General features: G+C 64.8%; 18 protein-coding genes. 8 read left to right on the top strand and 10 right to left on the bottom strand.

Going from position 1 to position 20,803, the window contains the following annotated elements; translation table 11 throughout:
• Nucleotides 1-27 precede the first annotated feature (27 nt).
• Nucleotides 28-453 carry a Cu(I)-responsive transcriptional regulator gene (gene cueR / locus EV700_RS11340; RefSeq protein WP_130413845.1) on the bottom strand — a complete coding sequence of 142 codons (426 nt, stop codon included), beginning with the start codon at nt 451-453 and terminating at the stop codon, nt 28-30.
• The gene (locus tag EV700_RS11335; protein WP_130413843.1) at nt 450-2,693 is read right to left on the bottom strand and encodes a heavy metal translocating P-type ATPase; all 2,244 of its coding nucleotides are present in this window, start codon (nt 2,691-2,693) and stop codon (nt 450-452) included. The genes cueR and EV700_RS11335 overlap by 4 nt, the downstream gene beginning before the upstream one ends.
• Before the next feature lie 174 nt (nt 2,694-2,867).
• Between EV700_RS11335 and EV700_RS11330 the strand changes: the two genes are divergently transcribed.
• Together EV700_RS11330 and EV700_RS11325 are read left to right on the top strand one after the other, a co-directional pair.
• Nucleotides 2,868-3,071 (top strand): heavy-metal-associated domain-containing protein, encoded by a 204-nt coding sequence (locus EV700_RS11330; protein ID WP_130413841.1) that lies wholly within the window; start codon nt 2,868-2,870, stop codon nt 3,069-3,071.
• Nucleotides 3,072-3,123: 52 nt separating this feature from the next.
• The gene (locus EV700_RS11325) at nt 3,124-3,306 is read left to right on the top strand and encodes an OmpA family protein (protein WP_130413839.1); all 183 of its coding nucleotides are present in this window, start codon (nt 3,124-3,126) and stop codon (nt 3,304-3,306) included.
• A 60-nt stretch (nt 3,307-3,366) separates the two neighbouring features.
• Here EV700_RS11325 and katG read toward each other — a convergent pair whose 3' ends face one another.
• Nucleotides 3,367-5,577 (bottom strand): catalase/peroxidase HPI, encoded by a 2,211-nt coding sequence (katG, locus tag EV700_RS11320; protein ID WP_130413837.1) that lies wholly within the window; start codon nt 5,575-5,577, stop codon nt 3,367-3,369.
• A gap of 162 nt (nt 5,578-5,739) precedes the next feature.
• Nucleotides 5,740-6,468, bottom strand: a complete 729-nt coding sequence (locus tag EV700_RS11315) for an SRPBCC family protein (RefSeq protein ID WP_130413835.1) — start codon at nt 6,466-6,468, stop codon at nt 5,740-5,742.
• Between the two features lie 273 nt (nt 6,469-6,741).
• On the opposite strand from EV700_RS11315, the gene EV700_RS11310 reads away from it, so the two are divergent.
• Both EV700_RS11310 and feoB read left to right on the top strand, forming a co-directional pair.
• Entirely contained in the window at nt 6,742-6,987 is a 246-nt protein-coding gene (locus tag EV700_RS11310; protein WP_130413833.1) for a FeoA family protein, read from the top strand.
• Nucleotides 6,935-8,788: a ferrous iron transport protein B gene (gene feoB / locus EV700_RS11305; RefSeq protein WP_207224653.1), complete on the top strand. Its 1,854-nt coding sequence runs from the start codon at nt 6,935-6,937 to the stop codon at nt 8,786-8,788. The genes EV700_RS11310 and feoB overlap by 53 nt, the downstream gene beginning before the upstream one ends.
• On the opposite strand, the gene EV700_RS11300 is transcribed toward feoB, so the two are convergent.
• Entirely contained in the window at nt 8,785-10,131 is a 1,347-nt protein-coding gene (locus tag EV700_RS11300; protein WP_130413824.1) for a cytochrome P450, read from the bottom strand. The two genes, feoB and EV700_RS11300, sit on opposite strands and share 4 nt — an antisense overlap.
• A 216-nt stretch (nt 10,132-10,347) precedes the next feature.
• On the opposite strand from EV700_RS11300, the gene EV700_RS11295 reads away from it, so the two are divergent.
• Nucleotides 10,348-11,115, top strand: a complete 768-nt coding sequence (locus EV700_RS11295) for a 3-hydroxyacyl-CoA dehydrogenase (RefSeq protein WP_130413822.1) — start codon at nt 10,348-10,350, stop codon at nt 11,113-11,115.
• An 8-nt stretch (nt 11,116-11,123) separates the two neighbouring features.
• Here the strand turns inward: EV700_RS11295 and EV700_RS11290 are convergent, their stop codons facing one another.
• Nucleotides 11,124-12,149, bottom strand: coding sequence for an AraC family transcriptional regulator (locus EV700_RS11290; protein WP_130413820.1), 1,026 nt, complete (start codon nt 12,147-12,149; stop codon nt 11,124-11,126).
• A 103-nt stretch (nt 12,150-12,252) separates the two neighbouring features.
• On the opposite strand from EV700_RS11290, the gene EV700_RS17230 reads away from it, so the two are divergent.
• Together EV700_RS17230 and EV700_RS11280 are read left to right on the top strand one after the other, a co-directional pair.
• Nucleotides 12,253-12,888, top strand: coding sequence for a hypothetical protein (locus EV700_RS17230; RefSeq protein WP_130413818.1), 636 nt, complete (start codon nt 12,253-12,255; stop codon nt 12,886-12,888).
• Nucleotides 12,889-13,003: 115 nt separating this feature from the next.
• Nucleotides 13,004-13,276 (top strand): hypothetical protein, encoded by a 273-nt coding sequence (locus EV700_RS11280; RefSeq protein WP_130413816.1) that lies wholly within the window; start codon nt 13,004-13,006, stop codon nt 13,274-13,276.
• A gap of 81 nt (nt 13,277-13,357) precedes the next feature.
• Here the strand turns inward: EV700_RS11280 and EV700_RS11275 are convergent, their stop codons facing one another.
• On the bottom strand, nt 13,358-14,692 hold the full coding sequence (locus EV700_RS11275) for a S41 family peptidase (RefSeq protein WP_130413814.1): 1,335 nt from the start codon (nt 14,690-14,692) through the stop codon (nt 13,358-13,360).
• Nucleotides 14,693-14,886: 194 nt separating this feature from the next.
• Between EV700_RS11275 and EV700_RS11270 the strand changes: the two genes are divergently transcribed.
• A complete protein-coding gene (locus EV700_RS11270) occupies nt 14,887-15,291 on the top strand; it encodes a ribonucleotide reductase subunit alpha (protein WP_130413812.1) in 405 nt (134 codons plus the stop codon).
• Here EV700_RS11270 and EV700_RS11265 read toward each other — a convergent pair whose 3' ends face one another.
• The 3 genes from EV700_RS11265 to EV700_RS11255 all read right to left on the bottom strand — a co-directional run bounded on the left by EV700_RS11265 (nt 15,292) and on the right by EV700_RS11255 (nt 20,555).
• Nucleotides 15,292-15,834 (bottom strand): hypothetical protein, encoded by a 543-nt coding sequence (locus EV700_RS11265; protein ID WP_130413810.1) that lies wholly within the window; start codon nt 15,832-15,834, stop codon nt 15,292-15,294.
• Nucleotides 15,835-15,843: 9 nt separating this feature from the next.
• The gene (locus tag EV700_RS11260; protein ID WP_165391443.1) at nt 15,844-18,489 is read right to left on the bottom strand and encodes a winged helix-turn-helix domain-containing protein; all 2,646 of its coding nucleotides are present in this window, start codon (nt 18,487-18,489) and stop codon (nt 15,844-15,846) included.
• Between the two features lie 83 nt (nt 18,490-18,572).
• Entirely contained in the window at nt 18,573-20,555 is a 1,983-nt protein-coding gene (locus tag EV700_RS11255) for a cellulase family glycosylhydrolase (RefSeq protein WP_130413806.1), read from the bottom strand.
• Nucleotides 20,556-20,803: the final 248 nt, after the last annotated feature.

Genomic DNA, 20,803 nt, shown 5'->3' with positions numbered 1-20,803 from the left:
GAACGGGGCTTTTTTCATGCCGACGGTTCATTCCCCCTCGCACCCATGCCCGCATCCGCCGCCGGCTTCCCCCGCCAGTTCCTGCAAGATCGGACAATCCGGCCGGTCATCCCCCTGACACCCCGCCACCAGTTGCTTCAGCGTCGCCTTCATCGCCTGCAACTCCGCCAGTTTGCGCTCCAGTTCCGCCAGATGCGTTTGCGCCAGCGCCTTCACCTCGCGGCTGGAACGCTCACGGTTTTCCCACAGGTCCAGCAACCCCCGGATTTCCTCCAGCGAGAATCCCAGATCGCGTGAGCGGCGGATGAAGCGCAGCAGGTGGATATCCTTTTCGGCATAGCGCCGGTAGCCGTTGTCGCCGCGCCAGGCCGGGGCCAGCAGCCCGGCGCTTTCGTAATGGCGGATCATCTTGGCCGTGACCCCGGAGGCCTTGGCCGCTTCACCGATATTCATGGCGTTTTCCTCCCTTCGCTGCCGCTATCCGATGCCCCGCGCCAGCGCTTCAGCAGCAGGGCGTTGGTGACGACGCTGACGCTGCTGAAGGCCATGGCCGCCCCGGCCACCACCGGACTGAGCAGGCCCAGCGCCGCCAGCGGGATGCCCAGCACGTTGTAGGCGAAGGCCCAGAACAGCCCCTGCCGGATCTTGCCGTAGGTGCGGCGCGAGATGTCGAAGGCGTCCGCCACCAGGCGCGGGTCGCCGCGCATCAGGGTAATGCCCGCCGATTCCATGGCGACATCGGTGCCGGTGGACAGCCCGAGGCCGACATCCGCCGCCGTCAGCGCCGGGGCGTCGTTGAGACCGTCGCCGACCATCGCCACCACCCTGCCCCCGGCGCGCAGGGCGCGGATGATCCCGGCCTTGTCGCCGGGCAGCAGTCCGGCATGCACTTCGTCGATGTGCAGTTCGCGGGCCACCACACGAGCGCTGCCGGGGTTGTCGCCGGTCAGCATCACCGTGCGCACGCCCAGCGCCTGCAGGCGCGCCACGGCGGAACGCGATTCCGGCTTGAGGGTGTCGCCGAAGGCCAGCAGCCCGGCCACGACCGCCCCATGGGCATCTTCGCGCAGCAGCCAGGACAGGCTGCGGCCGTCGCCTTCCAGCCGTTGCGCCTCGGCCAGCAGGGCCTCCGGGGCGTCGGCATGCTCTTCCCGCAGGCGGGTGCTGCCCAGCATCCAGACCGTGCCGTCCACCTCGCCGCGCACACCGCGTCCGGGCAGGGCGGCCGCGCCGGTGGCGGGGGGGATGTCGAGTCCGGCAGCGGCCACGGCCGTCATCACCGCGTGCGCCAGCGGGTGGTCGCTGAACTGTTGCAGGGCGGCGGCGTGGCGCAACACTTCGTCGCGGTCGAAGCCGTCGGCCGGGAGGAGGTCGGTGAGGGCGGGCTTGCCCTCGGTGAGGGTGCCGGTCTTGTCGAAGGCGACGGCCGTGACGGCATGGGCGATCTCCAGCGCCTCGGCGTCCTTGATCAGGATGCCGTGCCGCGCGGCGACGCCGGTGCCGACCATGATCGCGGTCGGCGTGGCCAGCCCCAGCGCGCAGGGGCAGGCGATCACCAGCACCGCCACGGCGTTGATCAGTGCCTGTTCCCAGGCCGCACCTGCCAGCATCCATCCGGCGAACGTCAGCAGGGCGATCGCCAGCACCACGGGGACGAACACGGCGCTGACCCGGTCGACCAGCCGCTGGATCGGTGCTTTCGCCGCCTGCGCCGATTCCACCAGACGGATGATGCGCGCCAGCGTGGTTTCCGCGCCGACGGCGTCGGTCAGCACCCGCAGCACCCCTTCGCCGTTGACCGAGCCGCCGGTGACGCGGTCGCCGGGCTGCTTGGAGACGGGCAGGCTTTCGCCGGTAATCAGGGCTTCGTCAACATGGCTGTGGCCCTCGGTGATGCGGCCGTCCACCGGCAGGCGCTCGCCGGGACGGACGATGACGGTATCGCCCACCGCCACCTGCGCCACCGGCACTTCCACTTCCTGCGCGCCCACCTGCACCCACGCCACGGTGGGCCGCAGGGCGTTGAGGGCGCGGATGGCGTCGGTGGTCTGGCGCTTGGCGCGGGTTTCCAGCCACTTGCCCAGCAGCACCAGCGTGATCACCACCGCCGAGCCTTCGAAATAGAGGTGCGGCATGCCGTGTTCGCCATGCTCCAGCAGCAGGTACAGCGACATGCCGTAGGCGGCCGAGGTGCCGATCGCCACCAGCAGGTCCATGTTGCCGGACAGCGCCCGCGCCGCCTTCCAGCCGCCCCGGTAGAAGCGCGCGCCCAGCCAGAACTGCACCGGCGTCGCCAGCGCCAGTTGCCACCAGCCGTCCAGCATGAAGTCGATCCTGACCAGCGCCAGCAGCATCGGCGCGGTCAGCGGCAGGGTGAGCAGGGCGGCGACGGCCACCGGCCACCATTCCGGCAGGCGGCGGGTTGGCGGCGCGGCTTCCACGCCATCATCGCTGACAGCGGCGACGCTGTATCCGGCCTTGACCACGGCGGCCGCCAGTTGCGCGAAGGACACGGCCGGGCCGGCGGCGATGGTGGCTTTCTCGGTGGCGAGGTTGACGGAGGCATCCTTGACGCCGGGGACTTTCCGTAGCGCCTTTTCCACTCGCGCCACGCAGGAGGCGCAGGTCATGCCGTCGATTTTCAGTTCCAGCGAACCGGTTCCCGTCTTGTCATCAGCGGTTGAGGTATTCATGGTCTTCTCCGGAAGGGCCCTTGCAGATGACGGTCACTTTGAACCTTCCCATTATGGCAAGGTCAAGCCCGAAAATAAAAAACCTTTGCACGCGTCAACGGGGGTTGACCTTCCCACCGTGGCAAGCTTCAGGCTTGATCCTGCCAGGCTTAACGCCATTTACAGGAGAGCACCATGATTGTTTTCAACGTCCATGACATGACCTGCGGCCACTGCGCCGGGCTCATCAACAAAGCGGTTCATGATATTGATCCAGCGGCGCGGGTGGAAATCGACCTGACGACGCACCGGGTGACGATTGCGTCGGCAACGGCGGAGGCCGGGGAATTGCGGCAGGCGATTCAGGAGGCGGGCTATACGCCGGAGGTCGTCAGCTGACGCCCTGTGCGTGAACCGGGCGCGGTTGAAATTGCCGGGTCCTTCCGTCACCATGCCGTCCGCTCAATCCCCCCTGAGCCGGGCGCAAGCCGTGGCCGATGCGCTGGCCAAGGGGTACGGGATTGATCCGTCGCGGTTGCTGGCCAAGGGCGTGGCCAACCTGTCGCCGGTGGCTTCCAACAGCGCCGAGAGCGGACGGGCGAAGAACCGGCGGGTGGAGCTGGTGCTGCCGTGATGACCGTCTGACCGGGCAGGCTAAGCTTCAATCAGCTGTCCTGCCCGGTCAGGTTGTGGCTTACTTCAGGTCAAACCGGTCCAGCTCCATCACCTTCGCCCACGCCGCCGCGAAGTCGCGCACGAACTTCGCTTCCGCATCGCGCTGGGCATACACCTCCGCCAGCGCCCGCAGTTGCGAGTTCGACCCGAACACCAGGTCGATGCGTGTGCCGGTCCACTTCACCGCGCCGGTCTTGCGGTCGCGGCCTTCGAACAGATCGGTCTTGTCCGAGGTCGGGTTCCAGGCGGTGCCCATGTCCAGCAGGTTGACGAAGAAGTCGTTGCTCAGCGTACCCGGCCGCGCCGTGAACACGCCGTGCGCCGAGTCGTCGGCATTGGCTCCCAGCACCCGCAGGCCGCCCACCAGCACCGTCATTTCCGGCGCGCTCAGCGTCAGCAGTTGCGCCTTGTCCACCAGCAGCGCCTCGGCCGGTGCGGTGAAGGCCGTTTTCTGGTAGTTGCGGAAACCGTCGGCCTGTGGCTCCAGCACCGCGAAAGAGTCCACATCGGTCTGTTCCGCCGAGGCGTCCATCCGGCCCGGCGTGAAGCGCACGTCGACCGCCTGACCGGCCGCCCGCGCCGCTGCTTCCACCGCCGCGTTACCGCCCAGTACGATCAGGTCGGCCAGCGACACCCGCTTGCCGCCGGTCTGCGCGGCATTGAAGTGACGCTGGATGCCTTCCAGCACCGCCAGCACCTTCGCCAGTTGCGCAGGCCGATTCACCGCCCAGTCCTTCTGCGGGGCCAGCCGGATGCGCGCGCCGTTGGCGCCGCCGCGCTTGTCGGAGCCCCGGAAGGTCGAGGCCGAGGCCCAGGCCGTCGATACCAGTTCGGCGATGCTCAACCCGGAGGCGAGGATCTTCGCCTTGAGCTCGGCAATATCCGCCACATCCACCACCGGATGATCCAGCGCCGGAACCGGGTCCTGCCACACCAGCGTTTCCGCCGGGACTTCCGGACCGAGGTAACGGGCTTTCGGGCCGAGGTCGCGATGGGTCAGCTTGAACCAGGCGCGGGCGAAGGCGTCGGCAAAGGCCTGCGGGTCCTGATGGAAACGCCTGGAAATCTTCTCGTAGGCCGGGTCGAAGCGCAGCGACAGGTCGGCGGTGGTCATCATCGGCGGATGCTTCTTCGACGGGTCATGCGCGTCCGGGATCAGGTGCTCCGGCTTGCAGTGCTTGGAGACCCACTGGTGCGCGCCCGCCGGGCTCTTGGTCAGTTCCCATTCGTAGCCGAACAGCATGTCGAAGTAGCCGTTGTCCCAGGTGGTCGGGTTCGGTTTCCACGCACCCTCGATACCGCTGGTGGTGGTATGCACGCCCTTGCCGGAACCGAGTTTGTTGATCCAGCCCAGGCCCTGCGCCTCGATCGGCGCGGCTTCCGGCTCTGGCCCCACCAGCGCCGGATCGCCCGCGCCGTGCGCCTTGCCGAAGGTGTGGCCGCCCGCCACCAGCGCCACGGTTTCCTCATCGTTCATCGCCATGCGCGCGAAGGTTTCACGCACATCGCGGCCGGAGGCGACCGGATCGGGATTGCCATCCGGGCCTTCCGGGTTGACGTAGATCAGGCCCATCTGGACGGCGGCCAGCGGGTTTTCCAGCTGGCGGTCGCCGCTGTAGCGGCTGTCGGGCTTGTCGCTGGTGGCCAGCCACTGCTTTTCGTTACCCCAGTAAATGTCTTCTTCCGGCTGCCAGATGTCGGCGCGGCCCCCGGCAAAGCCGAAGGTCCGGAAGCCCATGCTTTCCAGCGCCACGTTGCCCGCTAGGATCATCAGGTCGGCCCAGGAGATGCGGTTGCCGTATTTCTGCTTGACCGGCCACAACAGGCGACGGGCCTTGTCGAGGTTGCCGTTGTCCGGCCAGCTGTTGACCGGGGCGAAACGCTGGTTGCCGGTGCCCGCACCGCCGCGCCCGTCGGCGGTGCGGTAGGTGCCGGCGCTGTGCCAGGCCATGCGGATGAAGAGGCCGCCGTAGTGACCCCAGTCGGCGGGCCACCAGTCCTGCGACGTAGTCATCAGGGCGGTGAGGTCCTGTTTCAGGGCGGCGTAATCCAACTGATTGAATTCGGCGGCGTAGTCAAAGCCGTCGCCCAGCGGGTTCGAGGCCCGGGCGTGCTGGTGCAGGATGGCGAGGTTGAGCTGGTTGGGCCACCAGTCGCGGTTGGAACGGGCCTTGGCGACGGCGTTACCGCCATGCAGGGCGGCGAAGGGGCATTTGGGTTCAGTATTCATGATTTTGCCTTCCTTTGGATGAATCCGGGGTGTACAGGAAGACTAGACAGGCCGTTCGTTAGAGGCCAATGAATTAATGCAATGGTATTGATAAGGCCAGACTATTGTCATTCGGCGACATGGAAGATAGCGGAGACCATTCCCGGTCTCCGCTGCCTGTGCTCATTCCTCCGGAATCAGGTTGAACGGCAATGGTCCCTTGCCATCCTTGTATTGCGGCAGCAACACCATCCGCTGCAGGCCCAGCACCGTAAAGTAGGGGGCTTGCCGTTGCACTGCGTTGATCGCCCAGGCCGGCGCCAGTCCGCCCGGATCAATGAAGCCTTCCACTTCCACCCGCACCTTGTCCTTGTCGATCGGGGAGAACTTGACCACCATGTCCTCGGCGTCCATCCGCACCAGCGGCGGTTTCGGCGGAATGAACTGTGGCGCGGCTTTCAGGCGCAGCGCGCCATAACCCTTTTTCGGATTATAGGGTTCCACGTTCACATGAATGACGGCGTCGCGGTCGGGCAGGGTCACCGGCGCGTCGTGCTGCACGTAGTAGTAAAACTCGGTGGGAGAAACCTTTTTCAGGATGCGGGCTTCGCGCACCGTCCAGAACCAGCGGGTGTAGTTTTCAATGTCCAGATAGACGCGCGCCACGGTCAGGAACGGCGCATCGACGATGTAATCCAGCTTGAAGGAACGCACCCCCTTGCCGTCCTCGTGCTTGGTCCAGGCGCGGATGTTGCGTCGGGTATCGTTCTTCACCAGCTGCCATTCGTTATAGGCGCTGGTGCCGCGCAGTTCGTCCAGGTCATCGTCCACGTCGGCGTGGGATATCGCCGGTAGTCCTCCGGTCAGGGCCAGGGCGGCCAGCGCGGCGGACAGGGATTTTTTGATAGTCATGAAACCCTCTTCTTATGGCCAGTGTCAGGGTCCGGCGAGGTCTTGTTATGCTGTACCGGAGCCTCCACCGATAGAAACAGATGAAGCGTCCGGCGTGCAAGCCGGCGCCTGACAAATTTGTTGTTACAAATTGAAATAACCTTTTATTTATTACGGGAATTGATTATTATCAGTACTGAGGATCATTGCCAAAAGGCAATCATTCTCACTTGCAATCCGTTATCGCTTGCGTGATAATGCAATTGTTTCTCATTTAGAGATTGTGTGAACGCCATGACCGCGAACGTCGCACTGAACCCGCTGCACCGCCTGGCCACCGGCCGCAAGGCCACCATCGCCGGTATTTCCGTCTCGCCGGAATTCTCCCACCGCCTGAGCGCCCTTGGCCTGCGTGTGGGTGAAATGATTGAAGTCGTCCGCCGCGCCCCCTTTGCCGGGCCCCTCCATCTGAGAATTGGAACGACCGATGTCATCATGCGCCGCCAAGATGCCGCCGGCATCACCGTCGTCTTCGCCTGAACCGGGAACACGCCGCCGGGTAGCCATCATCGGCATGCCCAACACCGGAAAATCCACTTTCTTCAACCGTCTCACCGGCGCTTCGGCCCGCATCGGCAATTGGCCGGGGGTGACGGTTGACCTGCTGTCGGCCCGGCTGATTGTCGGCGACAGCGTCGTTGAAGTTGTCGACCTGCCCGGCATCTACGACATGCGCGGCTTCTCCGATGACGAAGCTGTCGTCCGTGAATTCCTGACCCGTAATCCCGTCGACCTGGTGGCGCTGGTGGTGAATGCCGTCCAGATCGAGCGCCAGCTGCATATCGCCCTGCAAATCAAGGCGCTGGGCCTGCCCGCCGTGCTGTTCGTCAACATGAAGGACGAAGCCGACCAGATGGGCATCCGCATCCAGACCGAGGTGCTGTCGCAAAAACTGGGCATGCCGGTAGCGGCCATCAGCGCCAAGCTGGGGCAGGGCATGAACCAGGTGATCCCGACCTTCCAGCAGGCTCTGGCGAAATCCGCCCCGGTGCAGGTGCCGGACAGCGCCTTCGCCGCGCTGCCGGAAGACAGCGCCTTGCGCCTGCAGACCGCTTCGCTGGCGCAGGCCGCCGTCGACGTTCCGGCGCTGGCCTCCGACAAGCTTTCCAACCGTCTTGACCATTGGCTGCTGCACCCCTGGCTGGGGCTGCCGCTGTTCTTCGGCATCCTCTTCTTGCTGTTCGAGGCCGTTTACCTGCTGGGCGCGCCTTTGCAGGACGGCGTCGACTTTGCGCAGGGCTGGCTGAAGGCCGACGTGCTGACGCCGCTGTTGTCGTGGGCACCGCCGCTGCTGTCCGGCTTCCTGCTGGACGGCCTGTGGGACGGTCTCGCTACCGTCGCCACCTTCGTGCCGATCATCATCATCTTCTTCCTGTTTATGGCGGTGGTCGAAGACACCGGCTATTTCTCGCGCGCCGCCTACCTGATGGACGCCTTCATGGCGCGCATGGGGCTGGACGGCCGCAGTTTTGTCATGATCCTGATGGGTTTCGGCTGCAACGTGCCGGCGCTGATGGGCACGCGGGTGATGCGCTCGCGCAAGCTGCGCTTGCTGACCATGCTGATCATTCCCTTCTCGCTGTGCTCGGCGCGGTTGCAGGTGTTCCTGTTCCTCACCACCATCCTGTTTACCGGCAAGCAGGCACCGCTGGTGCTGTTCAGCCTGTATTTCCTCAGCGTATTCACGGCGGTGGTCACGGCGTTCATTTTCAAGAGCCAGTTCAAGGATCGCGAACCGTTTGTGCTGGAGTTGCCGCCGTACCGCCTGCCCACCGTGCGCATGCTGTGGCTGCGCGCCTGGCAAGAGGCCCGGCACTTCCTGAACCGCGCCACCAAATTCATCACGCTGGGCGTGGCCTTGGTGTGGGCGATGACGCATCTGCCGCCGGGCGTGCCGGTCGCCGGAGCGCATAGTCTGGCGGGCATGGTCGGGGCGTTCTTCGAGCCGATCCTGTCGCCGATCGGCATTGACGGCCAGATGGCCATCGCACTGATCTTCGGCTTCGTGGCCAAGGAAATCGTGGTCGGTTCGCTGGCGGTGATCTACGGGCTGGAAGGCGATGCCCTCAGCCACCAGATCGCGCAGAGCATGGACTGGGTGCAGTGCTACAGCTTCATGATCTTCACGCTGGTGTACACGCCCTGCCTGTCCACCGTGGCGACGCTGCTGGCCGAATCGAAAAGCAAGGCCTATACCGCGTTTGCCGTGGCCTGGCCATTGGGGCTGGCGTGGGTGGCTTCGTTTGTGTTTTACCAAGGGGCGAGGGCGCTGGGGTTCTAGACGCGCTCCAGCCGCACCGGCAGCTTGTCCGCCGGCGTCGGCAGCGACGTGAAATTCACCGGCATCACATAGTCCTTTGGCACGCTCCAGCGGTATTTCAGCACCACCTGATGCAAGATCGCCTTCACCTGCATTTCCGCGAAATGCAGGCCGATGCACATGTGCGCGCCACCGCCGAAGGGCAGGTACTGGTACATGTGCTTCTTGTGCTCGTTGCGCTCCTTGCTGAAGCGTTCCGGGTCGAATTTCTCCGGGTCCCGCCACCAGTCCGCCAGATGATGCGTGACGATCGGGCTGATGATGACGTAGGTATCGGCCGGAATGGTGAAGCCCTTGAAATGCACCTCCTTCACCGTCTTGCGCGGAATACCGTGCACCGGCGCCAGCAGTCGCATCGACTCCTTCATCACCATGTCCGCCGCGTTCAGCTTCGGCAAGTCCTCGTGGTCGATGAATTCCTTGCCCAGCGCCAGGCTTTCGGCGCGGATCTTCTCCTGCCATTCCGGGTGTTTCGCCAGGTAATAGAACATGGCGGTCAGGGTGATGGTGGACGTGTCGTGCGCCGCCATCATCACGAAGATCATGTGGTTGACGACATCGTCGTCGGTGAATTTCTGGCCGTTCTCGTCTTCCGCCAGACAGAGGCGGCTGAACAGGTCGTCGCCGGGGTGGGCGCGCTTGGCCGCTACCCGTGAGCGGAAGAATTCCTCCAGCACCGCCCGCGCCTTCAGTCCGCGATACCAGCGACCGCCCGGCACCGGGTAGCGCACCAGCGCCGTGCCCGCCAGCACGCAGTCGATGAAGGCGCGGGTGACGCGGTCGGCTTCCGGGCCCAGCTTTTCCCCCATGAAGATCTCGGTGGCGATGTCCAGCGTCAGCTTCTTCAGGTGCAGCAGCACCTTGAAGTCCGGACCGGGCTGCCAGCGGGCGATGCCCTGGCGGATGGCCGGGTTCATGCCGCTGAGGTAGCGCACCAGCGCCGGTTTCTTGAAGGCGGCCTGCATGATGCCGCGATGGAAACGGTGTTCCTCGAAGTCGAGCAGCATGATGCCGCGCTTGAAGAATTTGCCGATGAAGAAGTCCCAGCCCAGATGGTTGGAAAAGGCGTTTTCCTCGTTGCGCAGCACCAGTTGGTTGGCTTCCGGGCTGATCATGAACACGCCGTGGATGCCCAGCGACTGCGTCCAGAACACGTCTCCGTACTGTTCGCGCATCGCCAGCATCGCGCCGATGGGGTCGTAGAGGAAATCGAAGCTGCGGCCGAAGAAGGGCAGGATGCCCGCATCGCCGGGCATGCTCTGTTGCAGCTGGCGGACGGCGGCGGTGGGCGCAAAGGGCAGCATGGCGGACTCCGGAATGGCGAAATATTGTTCTTTTCAGGGCGATTCCGACCATAAAGTGAAACCGGATTCGCATTCAATTCGCATCGGCTTCTTGTTGGGCTCATGACCGGGATGCGCGGAATTTATTGGATATTCGTCCGGTAAAGCTCTTGAAATCGAGCGGCTTCGGGCGGAATATCGGTGCCCATCTTAACCCCGTGAAGGAGCATCCTTTCCATGCAAATCGCAAACAGCGTCTTTCTGGTGACCGGCGGCGCGTCCGGTCTGGGCGAAGCCACCGTGCGCCGCATCGTGGCCGATGGCGGCAAGGCCGTGATCATGGACGTGAACGAAGCTTCCGGCGCGGCGCTGGTGGCCGAACTGGGCGCGGCCGTGCGTTTCGTGAAGACGGATGTGTGTTCGGAAGCCGACGTGCAGAAGGCCGTCGACGTGGCGCTGAACGAACTGGGCGGCCTGCACGGCGCCATCAACTGCGCCGGTATCGGCACCCCCGAGAAGGCGCTGGGCAAGGAAGGTCCGGCTTCGCTGGAGCGTTTCAACCGCGTTATCCAGGTCAATCTGGTCGGCACCTTCAACGTCATCCGCCTGGCCGCCGCCGCCATGTCGAAGCTGGCCCCGAACGGTGAAGGCGAGCGCGGCGTGATCATCAACACCGCCTCCGTCGCCGCCTTTGACGGCCAGATCGGCCAGCCCGCGTACTCCGCTTCCAAGGCCGGTGTTGTCGGCATGACCCTGCCGTTGGCCCGCGAATTCTCGCGCTACGGCATCCGCGTCGTCACCATCGCCCCCGGCCTGTTCGAAACCCCGATGCTGATGGCGCTGCCGCAGGAAGCCCGTGACTCGTTGGGCGCTTCCGTACCGTTCCCGGCCCGTCTGGGTCGTCCGGTGGAATTCGCCAGCCTCGCCGCCGCCATTATCGGCAACCCGATGCTGAACGGTGAGACGATCCGGTTGGATGGCTCGCTGCGGATGGCGCCGAAGTAAGTTGTTTGTCAGGCCGGGCTGCGCCCGGCCTGATTCCCGACCCGAAACTGCCCCGGCGTCACCCCGTACCACTGCCGGAAGGCCGTCGAAAAGGCGCTGTGCTCCGCATAGCCCAGCAACAACGCAATATCCAGCAGCCCCAGCCGTTCATTGCGCAGATAGTGGCAGGCCAGTTGCCGCCGCTGTTCCTGCAACAACTCCTGAAAGCTTTCCCCTTCCTCCGCCAGCCGCCGCCGCAGGCTGCGTTCGCTGACGTCCAGCCGCGTCGCCACTTCCGGCATGGTGGCCTGCTGCCGGGGCAGCAAGTCGGGCAGCACCGCCAGCACCCGACGGCTCCAGACGCCGGTCACCGGTTGCGCCGCCTGCAAGACGCGGGCGCGGTCCAGCATCAACGCGTGCAGGTCGGGGTCGGCGTGCAGCACCGGTAAGTCCAGCCAGGCGGCGGGAAAGCGCATGCCCGCCTGCAGTTGTCGGTAATCCTGACGGCAGGGGAAATAGCGGCGGTAGGGAGCCGGGTCGGCGGGGACATCGTGGGTGAAGGCGACGGCGTCCGGCGTCAGGTCGCGGCCCACCAGCCAGCGGCCCAGGCTGAGCCAGGACGCCAGGATGAAATCCTCCAGCACCGGATGCGGCCGCCGGTCGCGCAGGCCCCAGGTCAGCTGTACCGTGTCGCCGTCGCGGGTCAGCGTCGTCAGGCCCACATCCATCACCACGCTTTCATAGGACGGCATCAGGCTGACCGCTTCCCCCAGCGTGCGACTGCTCATGGCCAGATAGCCCAAGGCGCTGAAGGTGGCGGGCCGCGCCTGCGCGCCCAGCGCCAGGCCGCATGCCGGACCGGCGCGATCGGCATAGGCGTCCAGCAGGTCTTCCAGTTTTTCGAGCGGAATCGGCGTGGAGGCATCGGCCAGCAGGCGTTGCAGGGACTCGGCCTGCGGCAGGGGTGTGTCCCGCACCGCGTCCAGCACGGTCTGCACCAGCGCGCGGCTGACGCTGCCGTGGCCGTTTTGCGCAAGGGGGTGTCCGGGATTCATAAGCGGGCCGTGAGTGTTTTTTCCATACTGCAGTCTAGCGGATTGCGCCGCCGGGGAAACCGGGTCGGCATCAATCCGGTCTTTCGATTACAGGGGTCTGATCATGGTCAGTGAAGCTTCCGCCCGGTCGCTGGCGGTATTGCGGGACACCTCGCACGTGTCGTGGATGGTGATCCCGATGCTGCTGGTGGTGCTGTACGTGTATTTCATGGAACTGGACCGGGGCAACACCGGCCGGGTGCTGGCGGGGCTGGCGTTCTGGGGCATGGACTGGTTCAACGAGATCTGGAACGGGTTGGTGTTCCATTTTTCCGGCTACGCGCCGGTGTGGGGCATTGCCGGGGATACCTCGTTGCTGCTGCTGATGGGGCTGACGATCGAGATCACTTTCATGTTCGCCATTACCGGCATCATGGCGACGATGGGGTTGCCGAAGGACAAGAAGCTGAAGTGGCTGGGGGTGAATAACCGCTGGTGGTTCGCGGCGGTGTTCTCGGCGTTGAGCGTGTGCGTGGAGATGATGCTGAACGCGGCGGGCATGCTGGTGTGGGACTGGGCGTGGTGGGGGCGCAGCGCGCCGTGGGGGATCTTTTTCCTGGGTTACCTGCCGTTTTATGTGGTGTGTTACTGGGTGTATGACATGGAGTCGACCCGAAAGCGGGTGGTGACGGTGGGGAGCCTGTTTGCGGGGTTGGGGACGGCGTTGCTGGTGTTCGGGGTGGGGTTGGGGTGGCTTTGATGTGCGATGGACCTTCAGGGGGTGGCGGGTCTGGCCTATGATAGGGAGGCGGGGGATAGACCCTGCCTTGGGGTAAAGCCCCTGATTTCAGACGGCCAAAGAGAGTCCGCCCCCAATGCTCGATCCCACAGACCTGTTCGACCTCCCGAAGAGCATCCTCGTCGGCATACTGCGCGCCCTGTGGTGGCTGGCCTGGGATTTCTGCGTAGAGACCATCGGCTGGTCAATCGGCTGGGTGGCGCTCCGCGTGGTCACGATTGACCGGTTTCCCAAGGAAGCGTTGGGCGGGCTTGATCAGGCTAACGGCTTTGTGGCGTCATTCGTTGAAGTGGTGGGGCTGGTCATTCTGGCCACTACGATCTGGCTGCTTTCAGGCCTCTGGCCCTAGCGTTAAGAGCGAGCCGGTTGAACGACCGCCTGCGGCAGCCCCGAAGGGCCTGATCAGCCGAAGGCGCGGCCCAAACCAGACTCAGCGATCTAGCAGGTTTTCGCGCCAGGGATTGCGTGGCAATGGCATGGGAGGAGGTGCGGTCGTCGGACTCCTCATGCGTGCCGCCGCCGCGTTGGGACAGCTTCCGTTTGCCTGCATGGTCAGGGCCGCCGACAACAGCGGTTCATGCTCGTCCCCCAAGGGCGTTTGCAAGTCATCCCGGACTGGGCAATCCATGGTAAAACCGGTCTCGGGAACCGAATCCCCCGATTGATTGGCCATTTTGAGGCGCACGGCAAAATACGCCTTGTCACAATAATCGGTTTGCCGGAATCCGTAGGGCTTACCGCAAGTGGAGGCGCCGACCAGGACGACATTCATGAACGGCCGCAAGCCATTGATCACGCTTTCGCTGGCGGAACAGGTGCGGCTGTCGGTGAGTACATACACCCGATTCAGATTCAGGCGAGGCAGATCGACCCCCTGGTTATCATAGGGGATAAAAGGAACAACCGAGTTCTCGGCCGTATGCTTGTCATTGTAAGACAGCCGGCCGAAAACCTGACCGCTGGTATTCGGACCACTGAGCATGTATGCCAATTGCGATGCCACGGACAGATAACCGCCGCCGTTGTAGCGGAGATCCAGGACGACATCCGATACCCCCGCAGCCTTGAGCTGGGCAATGGCTTTAGCCAGCCCGTCAGTGGCCGTGCGGATATGGTCATTGAAAAGCACATAGCCGACCCGGCTTCCGTCCGGACGGTTCAGTACGGAAACCCGGGGCACGGGCTGGTGTATGAACTCACTGGCATACAGGGTGACGTACCGAAAATTCAGACCGCTGCGATCATTCAGGATCAGCTCGACTCTTTCCCTGGGCAGTGGGTTCAGGGACCGGACCAGCTCCCGATTGGGGATGTACCCAATGGATACACCGTTCACTCCCACGAGGATATCGCCTCTGTGCACCCCCCCGGCATCAGCCGGTGAGCCGGGCTCGATGAATTCCGCCCTCAGGGCATTGCCCAAGGAGGGATCGTACGACCAGAGAACGCCATAATCGACACTTGCACCGGTTTCATGAAAAGCATCAAAGGCGGCCTTACCGGTTACGAAGCTGAAACGGTCACGCGGTTTTACCAGCAGGGCGGAAAAATAATCCTCGACCCGTTTGTAATTGGTCGGCGGAACATCAATGATGTCCTTGTACCACAGGTAGACATCATCCAGATGGGCATGCGCCCACGCCTTCTCGGCGGCGGGCGTGCAAACCTCGCCACCGTCGACGCCATCTCCTCCGCCACAAGCTGACAACGCCAGCGCCAGCGCCGTTGTGACCGCCCAGCGGCCTTTTCCCTCAGGCATCCTCATCGGTTGCTTTCCTGATCCTTCACGCCAAAAAAGCCAGTTTAACACCGGGCAACCCGCCTTGTGCCGCCATTTTCCCCCGGCAGCCACTCGGGGGTGGCTTAGACTGACGGAGGGTGCCAGCCCCCCATCCGGCCAGCTGTCCCGATCACCCCTGCGACCTATACTGCTCAGGACTGACCCTCCTGAGCCCCGCCATGAACATCAACAATTTTGACGACCTGCTGACCGCCGCCCGGCAACAGCCGGAACCGCAGCGCCTGTTGCTGGTTTTCGCCCGCGCCGAAATGCCGGAAAAGGCCTCGCCCGAGCAGGTTGAGCGTTTCGAATCCCGTTCCGGCGGCTATCTGCTGCCTGCCGTTTGCGTTGACAAGCTGCCGGAAGAACTCAGCGGCTTTCCGGCGTTGCTGGAAGAGTCGAAGGCTACCGGGCAGGACTGGGACATGCTGTTCGTGGCGGGGATGTCCGGCAAGGCCGGTTTCGCCCCGTCCGGCGACGAGGCGGTACAGCCGTTGAAGATGATGGTCGAGGCCATCGAGCAGGGACGGGTCAGCCAGTTCCTGGCCTTCAACAAGGCCGGGGAGCCGGTGCGTTTCCGCTGATCAGGCGTTGCGCGCCAGTTTCACCCGCAGCGGCGTCAGGTTCAGCGCCGCCGCTTCCTGCGGGGCGAATACCGCCCGTTCCCGGAAGTAATCGGCTACCGCGCGCGTCAGCGCCCGGTTGACGCGCGCTGCTTCGGCTTCCGGCAATCCGGGCAGCGTCTGTTGGCCGATAGCCGGATTGTTCAGAAAAAACCGCGTGGTGCCTTCCTGCAGGCGCGGTTCCCCCGAGACCGAGACCGTACCCGCCACCGCCGCCTGTCCGGGCAGGCGCACCGTCAGCGCCAGCTGCGCTTCCAGCACGCCTTTTTCCACGTTCATCGTCACCACCGGGTTGCCCAGCAGCAATTCGCCTTCCACGGCGGCCTCTGCCGGGGCGGCGATCGGCCGCACGGCGGGAACCGACGTGGCGGGGATGCCGGCGGGCGTGTCCGCCGTCCGGGTTTCAGGGTCGGCGCCCAGATAGAGCAGGCCGCCGGTCAGCGCCGCCAGCAGGGCGGAGAGGGCCAGTACCTTGAGACGAAAGGCGGTGGGGGAAGCGTTCATGTCGGTTTCCTAGAGTCGGTGGCCGCTTTCGGCGCGGCTGACGGCGGCCATGGCCGAGGTGCGGTTGCCCACCTGCAGCTTGGCGAAGATGTTCTTCAGGTGCCACTTGGTGGTGGACAGGGAAATGTTCAGTTCGCGGCTGATTTCCTTGTTGGCCAGCCCCTGCCGCACCAGTTCCAGCACTTCCAGTTCCTTGGCGGTCAAGGCCTCCGGGGTATGGGTGGCGACCGGGGCGGCGGTGACCGGCGGGTAGAGCACGTTGGCGTAGAGTTGCAGGTAGATGTCGGGCAGGCGTATCAGGCCCTGGTCATGCGCCTGGCGCAGCAGCTCGCCGAAGCCGGGGGCCTCATCAAAGACGGTGCGGATGGCGCATTGCAGCCCGACACGGGCGAACAGTTCCACCACGCCCTGCATGGCGGCGTCGCTTTGCCCGCGCAGGTGCAGGATGACGATGCGGTTGGCGTCCACCACGACGCGGCGGGTCTTCATTTCCGTGCGGGTCAGCGTTGCGTCCAGCGCCTGCAACACCTCCAGGGCTCGGTCGTACTGCTTGCGGCTGCGCAGGTACAGCGCGGCGGCGATGCCGCCGTACACCCAGTCTTCCCGGTAATCCTGTCGCGGCTGCGCCCACAGGCCCTGCGTCACGGCGGCGGGCAGGTCGTATTCGGCGGCGATGCCCTTGATGGCGTTGGGCTGGCCGGAGCGCAGCGCCTGCGCCAGTTCTTCGGCCAGCAGCTGGTTGAGCAGGCGGCGGTAACGGCCGTGGCGCAGGATGCGGCGCAGTTGCAGCAGCAGTTGCGCGCTGCGGCTGTGATGTCCGGCGATGTACTGCAAGCGCGCCAGCGTCACATAGACATGGAAGACGATCTCGGTGGCGCAGGCGGAATCGACGTGCTGGATCAGCGCTTCGCCCAGCTCGCGGGCTTCCGTCACCCGGTTCTGCTCGTAAAGGCTGACCACCATGCACGCCCCGGCGTTGACCCAGGTCGGGGTGCGGGCGCGGTTGCTGTAGCGGTCCCAGAAGTCCTGCGTCATCTGCCGCGCGGCGAGGATATGTCCCAGTTCGCGCTCGGCCAGGATCTGGATGACATCGGCGAAGCTGCCCAGATAGTCATGGCCGATCTGGCTGAGCAACAGCCGCGCCTGTCCGGCCAGGCGGATGGCGTCCTCGCAATGGCCGTTCAGCATGTGGTGGCGGGCCGCCAGCGCCACGGCGGAGTCGCGCAGGTCGTGGAATGGCAGGGCTTCGGTGCGGAAGGCCTGATCGTCGTGCCACAGTTCGTCGTCGTTCTGGAACAGCGTCAGCATCCGGGCCATGTAGTTCAGGGTGTCGGGAATCTGTTGCGGGCAGTCGCCGCAATCGCGGCAGTGCCGGATTTCATCCAGGCAGAGGCGCGCCTGTTCAAAGCGGCGGGAAAAGATCAGCGCCGCCAGTTGCGGCAGGAACAGGCCGGGATCGCGGCGGACCAGCGCCGGATCCTGATCCTCCAGATACTTGAGAATGCTGATCAGCTTGCCCTGGCGCAGCCAGTGTTCGCAGGCGCGACGCAGGTAGTCCGGATACGCGTCCGGACGACCGGCGCGGCGGGCGTGGAACAGCGCCGATTCCTCGTCGCCCAGCCCGGCGAAATGGCGGGCGGCTGCCAGGTGCAGTTCGGCAAGCCGGTCCGGGGTTTCCTGGCGCAGCCGCGCCTGCAGCACGTGCTGTAACAGCGGGTGATAGCGGAACCAGCCGGGATGCTCCTCGATCGGTTGCAGGAACAGGCCTTTCTGCAACAGCCCTTCCAGCCGCGCGCCGGTGTCGCTGAGGCCGGGCAAGGTGGCGCACAGCGCCGGGTCGAAGCGCTCGAAAATGGCGGTGGCCAGCAGGAATTCGCGTTCTTCCGGCGGCAGCTCCGCCAGCACGACATTGGCGAAATAGTCCACCAGTTCCGGCTGGCCGCCATGGAATTCCTCGGGCATGAAACGGCCGGTGCGGCTGCGCGCCATCAGCGCCAGCCGGATGCCCGCCAGCCAGCCTTCGGTGATGCGCATCAGCTCGCCGGTTTCCGCCTCGTTCAGCGGCGGCACTTGCAGCGTTTCGCACAGGGCGGGCAGCTGCTCCACCGGCAGCCTCAGGTCGTGGCCGTCCAGCACCAGCAGCCGGTCCTCCAGTTTCAGGCGGCTGAGCGAGAAGCCGGGATGGTTGCGGCTGGACAGCACCAGATGCACATGCTCGGGCAGGTCTTCCAGCAGGCGGGCGAAAATGGCCTGCACCAGCGGCGCGGAGGCGTAATGGAAATCGTCGATCAGCAGATAGAGGTCGTCCGGGCAGGCGGCCAGCGAGTCGACCAGTGACGCCGCCAGCAGGTCGGCCTGGTCCAGACCGGCGCTGAGCGCGTTGCAGGACAGCGGCACGAAGTCCGGCAGCACCTGCCGCAGGCAGTCGTTCAGGCGTTGCAGGAAATGCAGGGGATCGCTGTCGCGGCGGTTCAGGCTCAGCCGCGCCTGTTGCCGGGGCTCCAGCTGCGCCCATTGCCCCAGCAGCGTCGACTTGCCGGAACCGGCGGGCGCCAGCAGCAGCGTCAGGGCAAAGTCGCGGCTGCGACCGAGCAGGTCGAGCAGGTCGGGGCGGGGCAGTCGGGCGGTGGGTCCGCCGGTCCGGGCATTCATCATGGTCCCTGTTTGTTGTTGTGTCAGGGGGCGGGTCAGACGTCTGCCGTTATAGCGCAACGCCGGTCGTACGTCTGCCCGTGCCGTCATAGCGGATTATCCGCGGGATAGCCGCTGTTCGTCATGGTTCCGGTCAACCACACCGGACTCAGTTTCTGCTGCACCACCGCCCGGTTCAGGTCGGCCTGCAGCTGCTGCAACTGCACGCTGGTCCAGCTGTCGCCGTTGTTGCGGCGGAACACCAGCGCATAATGCCAGCTGTCGGCGGTTTCGTCGCTGTCGGCGTCATCCCAGACCAGCAGGCGGCGGCCCGATGCGTTTGGATTGCGGCGGGCGTTGTCGGCCAGCAGCACCGCTTCGTTCGCCAGCTGCGTCAGGCCGCTGTCGGTCTGGCTCAGCACCCGGATCTGCTTCTCCGTCACCACCGTCAACCCGGCCGGGTCCAGCAGGCCGGGCAGGTACAGCTCGGTGGGGGCCTCGCTGCGGCGGCCCTGCCAGACCAGCAGCGCAAAGCGGTGGTTGCGCAGGTATTCGCGGCCGCTGCCCTGCGGACGCAGGCTGGCCCAGGCCATGACATTGCCGCCCTTGTCGCTGGCGCGGTTGCTGTCGGTGAAGCTGATGATGTCGCCCTGCACCCGGCGCGGATAGGCGCGCTGCACCACTTCCGGCTTCAGGTTGTAGCCCAGCGCGCCGTTCACCATCCCGATCGCGGAGAAATTCTCGCCGTTCCAGGCATCGGTGGCGGTCTGCAGCGTGTTCGAGAAGTTCTTGTATTCGGCGTGGCGGTTCCAGTAGGTGTCCCAGTGCCATTGGGTGCCGGAGATCAACGGCGTGTACGGGTCGAGGTAGCGGCTCTTGGTCGCCTGCGCGGCGTCGCCCGCTTCCATGGCCTGATGTACGGCGTTCATCACCCGGTTCGGGTCGCGGCCGCCGGTGCCGTCCAGCGGGAAACCGAACTCACTGAGGAAGGGGGCCGATCCCCAATAGCGCGAGACATCGCGCACTTCCTGCAAGTTCTTGAAATAGGTGCCGTTGTTCACCACCGCCGTGCTGGTGCCCAGCCGTTCCTGATCGTAGAAATGCGCGTTGAACACATAGCGGGTGCCGGGTACGGGGCTCAGGTTGAAGCCGCCGGTCGCCGGGGCGACGATGGGCACCTTGCTGTTCCAGTACACCAGCAGCTCGGCGAAGGACGGCTTGTCACTCCAGCCGTTGTTGTCCATCACCGTGCGCACGCGCTGGTGGAAGGCCCACAGGTACTGGTTTTCCCAGTCCTTGGCCGACAGGCCGTTCATTCCGCCGTCAAAGGGTTCGTTCCACGGGTCGAGACCGATCACGTAGTTGAATTCCGCCGCCGTCAGTTGCGACTTGAGGTAGGCCAGCGTCTGCCCCAGCTGCCACAGGTAGGCGTCCTGCACCGCCGTGCCGTTGACGGTGGCGTTGGTCCAGAAATCGTTCATCGACTGCCGCATCGGCGCGTCGGTCTGTTGGTGCTGCGCCCAGCTGGCGCAGATGATGCCGCAGTATTCCTTGTCGAGATTGCCGTTGCGGATCACGTAGCGCGGCGCGCCGTTGCCGGTGTGCCACGAGCCGGTATTGAAGAAGTGGCGGGAATAGAGGTCCTGGTGGAAGTCGACCAGCACGTACATGCGGTTGCGGATGGCTTCGCGCATCTGCGCCACCATCTGTTGCAGGTAGGCGGTGTTGATCTGCCCGGCGGCGGGATTGACCCCCTCCCAGGCAAACAGCAGGCGCACCACGTTCGAACCGGTGGCTTCGCCCATTGTGTCAAAGGTGTCGGCGGCGTCGGCGGTCGTGCGGAAGGGCTTGAAGCCGGTTTCGACATGCTTGGCCGCGCCGGACACGTTCCAGCCGCGCAGGTGCGCTTCGCGGCCGAGACCGTCGCGGAACACGCGGTCGACGCGCACGCCGGACGCGGTGTTCACCGTCTTGACGCCGATGCTGAGCCGGGCGGCCTGCGGGTCGTTGTCGAAAGCGAGGTCATGGGCGGACGCGGCTGCAGCCGTCAGCAGTGCGGCCAGTAACAGTGTGAATCGGGGCTTGTTCATGTTGTTGTACCCGTTTTTCTGAAAAAGAGAGTAACCACTCTTCGGGAGGGTTTCCCCCTACCAAAGGAGGGGGGTGGGTCAGGGTCTGGATATTGGCACCGCTGTCATGGCGGCCGGAATCGATCAGCTGTGGTCGGCAAGGCGGAGCACGGTGCGTGGTTTTCTTCATGTGATGTCACCCGACGAAAGCGGCCCGCACGGTTTGAAAGAGGGGTTGTCAGCACGGGCCGTTTTTTCAGGATAGGAAG

The sequence above is a fragment of the Fluviicoccus keumensis genome (assembly GCF_004217445.1).
GTDB classification, from domain to species: domain Bacteria; phylum Pseudomonadota; class Gammaproteobacteria; order Pseudomonadales; family Moraxellaceae; genus Fluviicoccus; species Fluviicoccus keumensis.
The sequence above is the reverse complement of the archived record's forward strand: the minus strand, read 5'-3'. Positions and strand labels throughout refer to the sequence as shown.

Coding starts and splice junctions, on each gene's coding strand:
- EV700_RS11275 (WP_130413814.1), bottom strand. CDS start 14,692: ATGAGGATGCCTGAGGGAAAAGGCCGCTGGGCGGTCACAACGGCGCTG.
- EV700_RS11330 (WP_130413841.1), top strand. CDS start 2,868: ATGATTGTTTTCAACGTCCATGACATGACCTGCGGCCACTGCGCCGGG.
- EV700_RS11335 (WP_130413843.1), bottom strand. CDS start 2,693: ATGAATACCTCAACCGCTGATGACAAGACGGGAACCGGTTCGCTGGAA.
- EV700_RS11260 (WP_165391443.1), bottom strand. CDS start 18,489: ATGATGAATGCCCGGACCGGCGGACCCACCGCCCGACTGCCCCGCCCC.
- EV700_RS11310 (WP_130413833.1), top strand. CDS start 6,742: ATGACCGCGAACGTCGCACTGAACCCGCTGCACCGCCTGGCCACCGGC.
- EV700_RS11300 (WP_130413824.1), bottom strand. CDS start 10,131: ATGCTGCCCTTTGCGCCCACCGCCGCCGTCCGCCAGCTGCAACAGAGC.
- EV700_RS11325 (WP_130413839.1), top strand. CDS start 3,124: ATGCCGTCCGCTCAATCCCCCCTGAGCCGGGCGCAAGCCGTGGCCGAT.
- EV700_RS11265 (WP_130413810.1), bottom strand. CDS start 15,834: ATGAACGCTTCCCCCACCGCCTTTCGTCTCAAGGTACTGGCCCTCTCC.
- cueR (WP_130413845.1), bottom strand. CDS start 453: ATGAATATCGGTGAAGCGGCCAAGGCCTCCGGGGTCACGGCCAAGATG.
- EV700_RS11280 (WP_130413816.1), top strand. CDS start 13,004: ATGCTCGATCCCACAGACCTGTTCGACCTCCCGAAGAGCATCCTCGTC.
- EV700_RS17230 (WP_130413818.1), top strand. CDS start 12,253: ATGGTCAGTGAAGCTTCCGCCCGGTCGCTGGCGGTATTGCGGGACACC.
- EV700_RS11270 (WP_130413812.1), top strand. CDS start 14,887: ATGAACATCAACAATTTTGACGACCTGCTGACCGCCGCCCGGCAACAG.
- EV700_RS11255 (WP_130413806.1), bottom strand. CDS start 20,555: ATGAACAAGCCCCGATTCACACTGTTACTGGCCGCACTGCTGACGGCT.
- katG (WP_130413837.1), bottom strand. CDS start 5,577: ATGAATACTGAACCCAAATGCCCCTTCGCCGCCCTGCATGGCGGTAAC.
- EV700_RS11315 (WP_130413835.1), bottom strand. CDS start 6,468: ATGACTATCAAAAAATCCCTGTCCGCCGCGCTGGCCGCCCTGGCCCTG.
- feoB (WP_207224653.1), top strand. CDS start 6,935: ATGTCATCATGCGCCGCCAAGATGCCGCCGGCATCACCGTCGTCTTCG.
- EV700_RS11290 (WP_130413820.1), bottom strand. CDS start 12,149: ATGAATCCCGGACACCCCCTTGCGCAAAACGGCCACGGCAGCGTCAGC.
- EV700_RS11295 (WP_130413822.1), top strand. CDS start 10,348: ATGCAAATCGCAAACAGCGTCTTTCTGGTGACCGGCGGCGCGTCCGGT.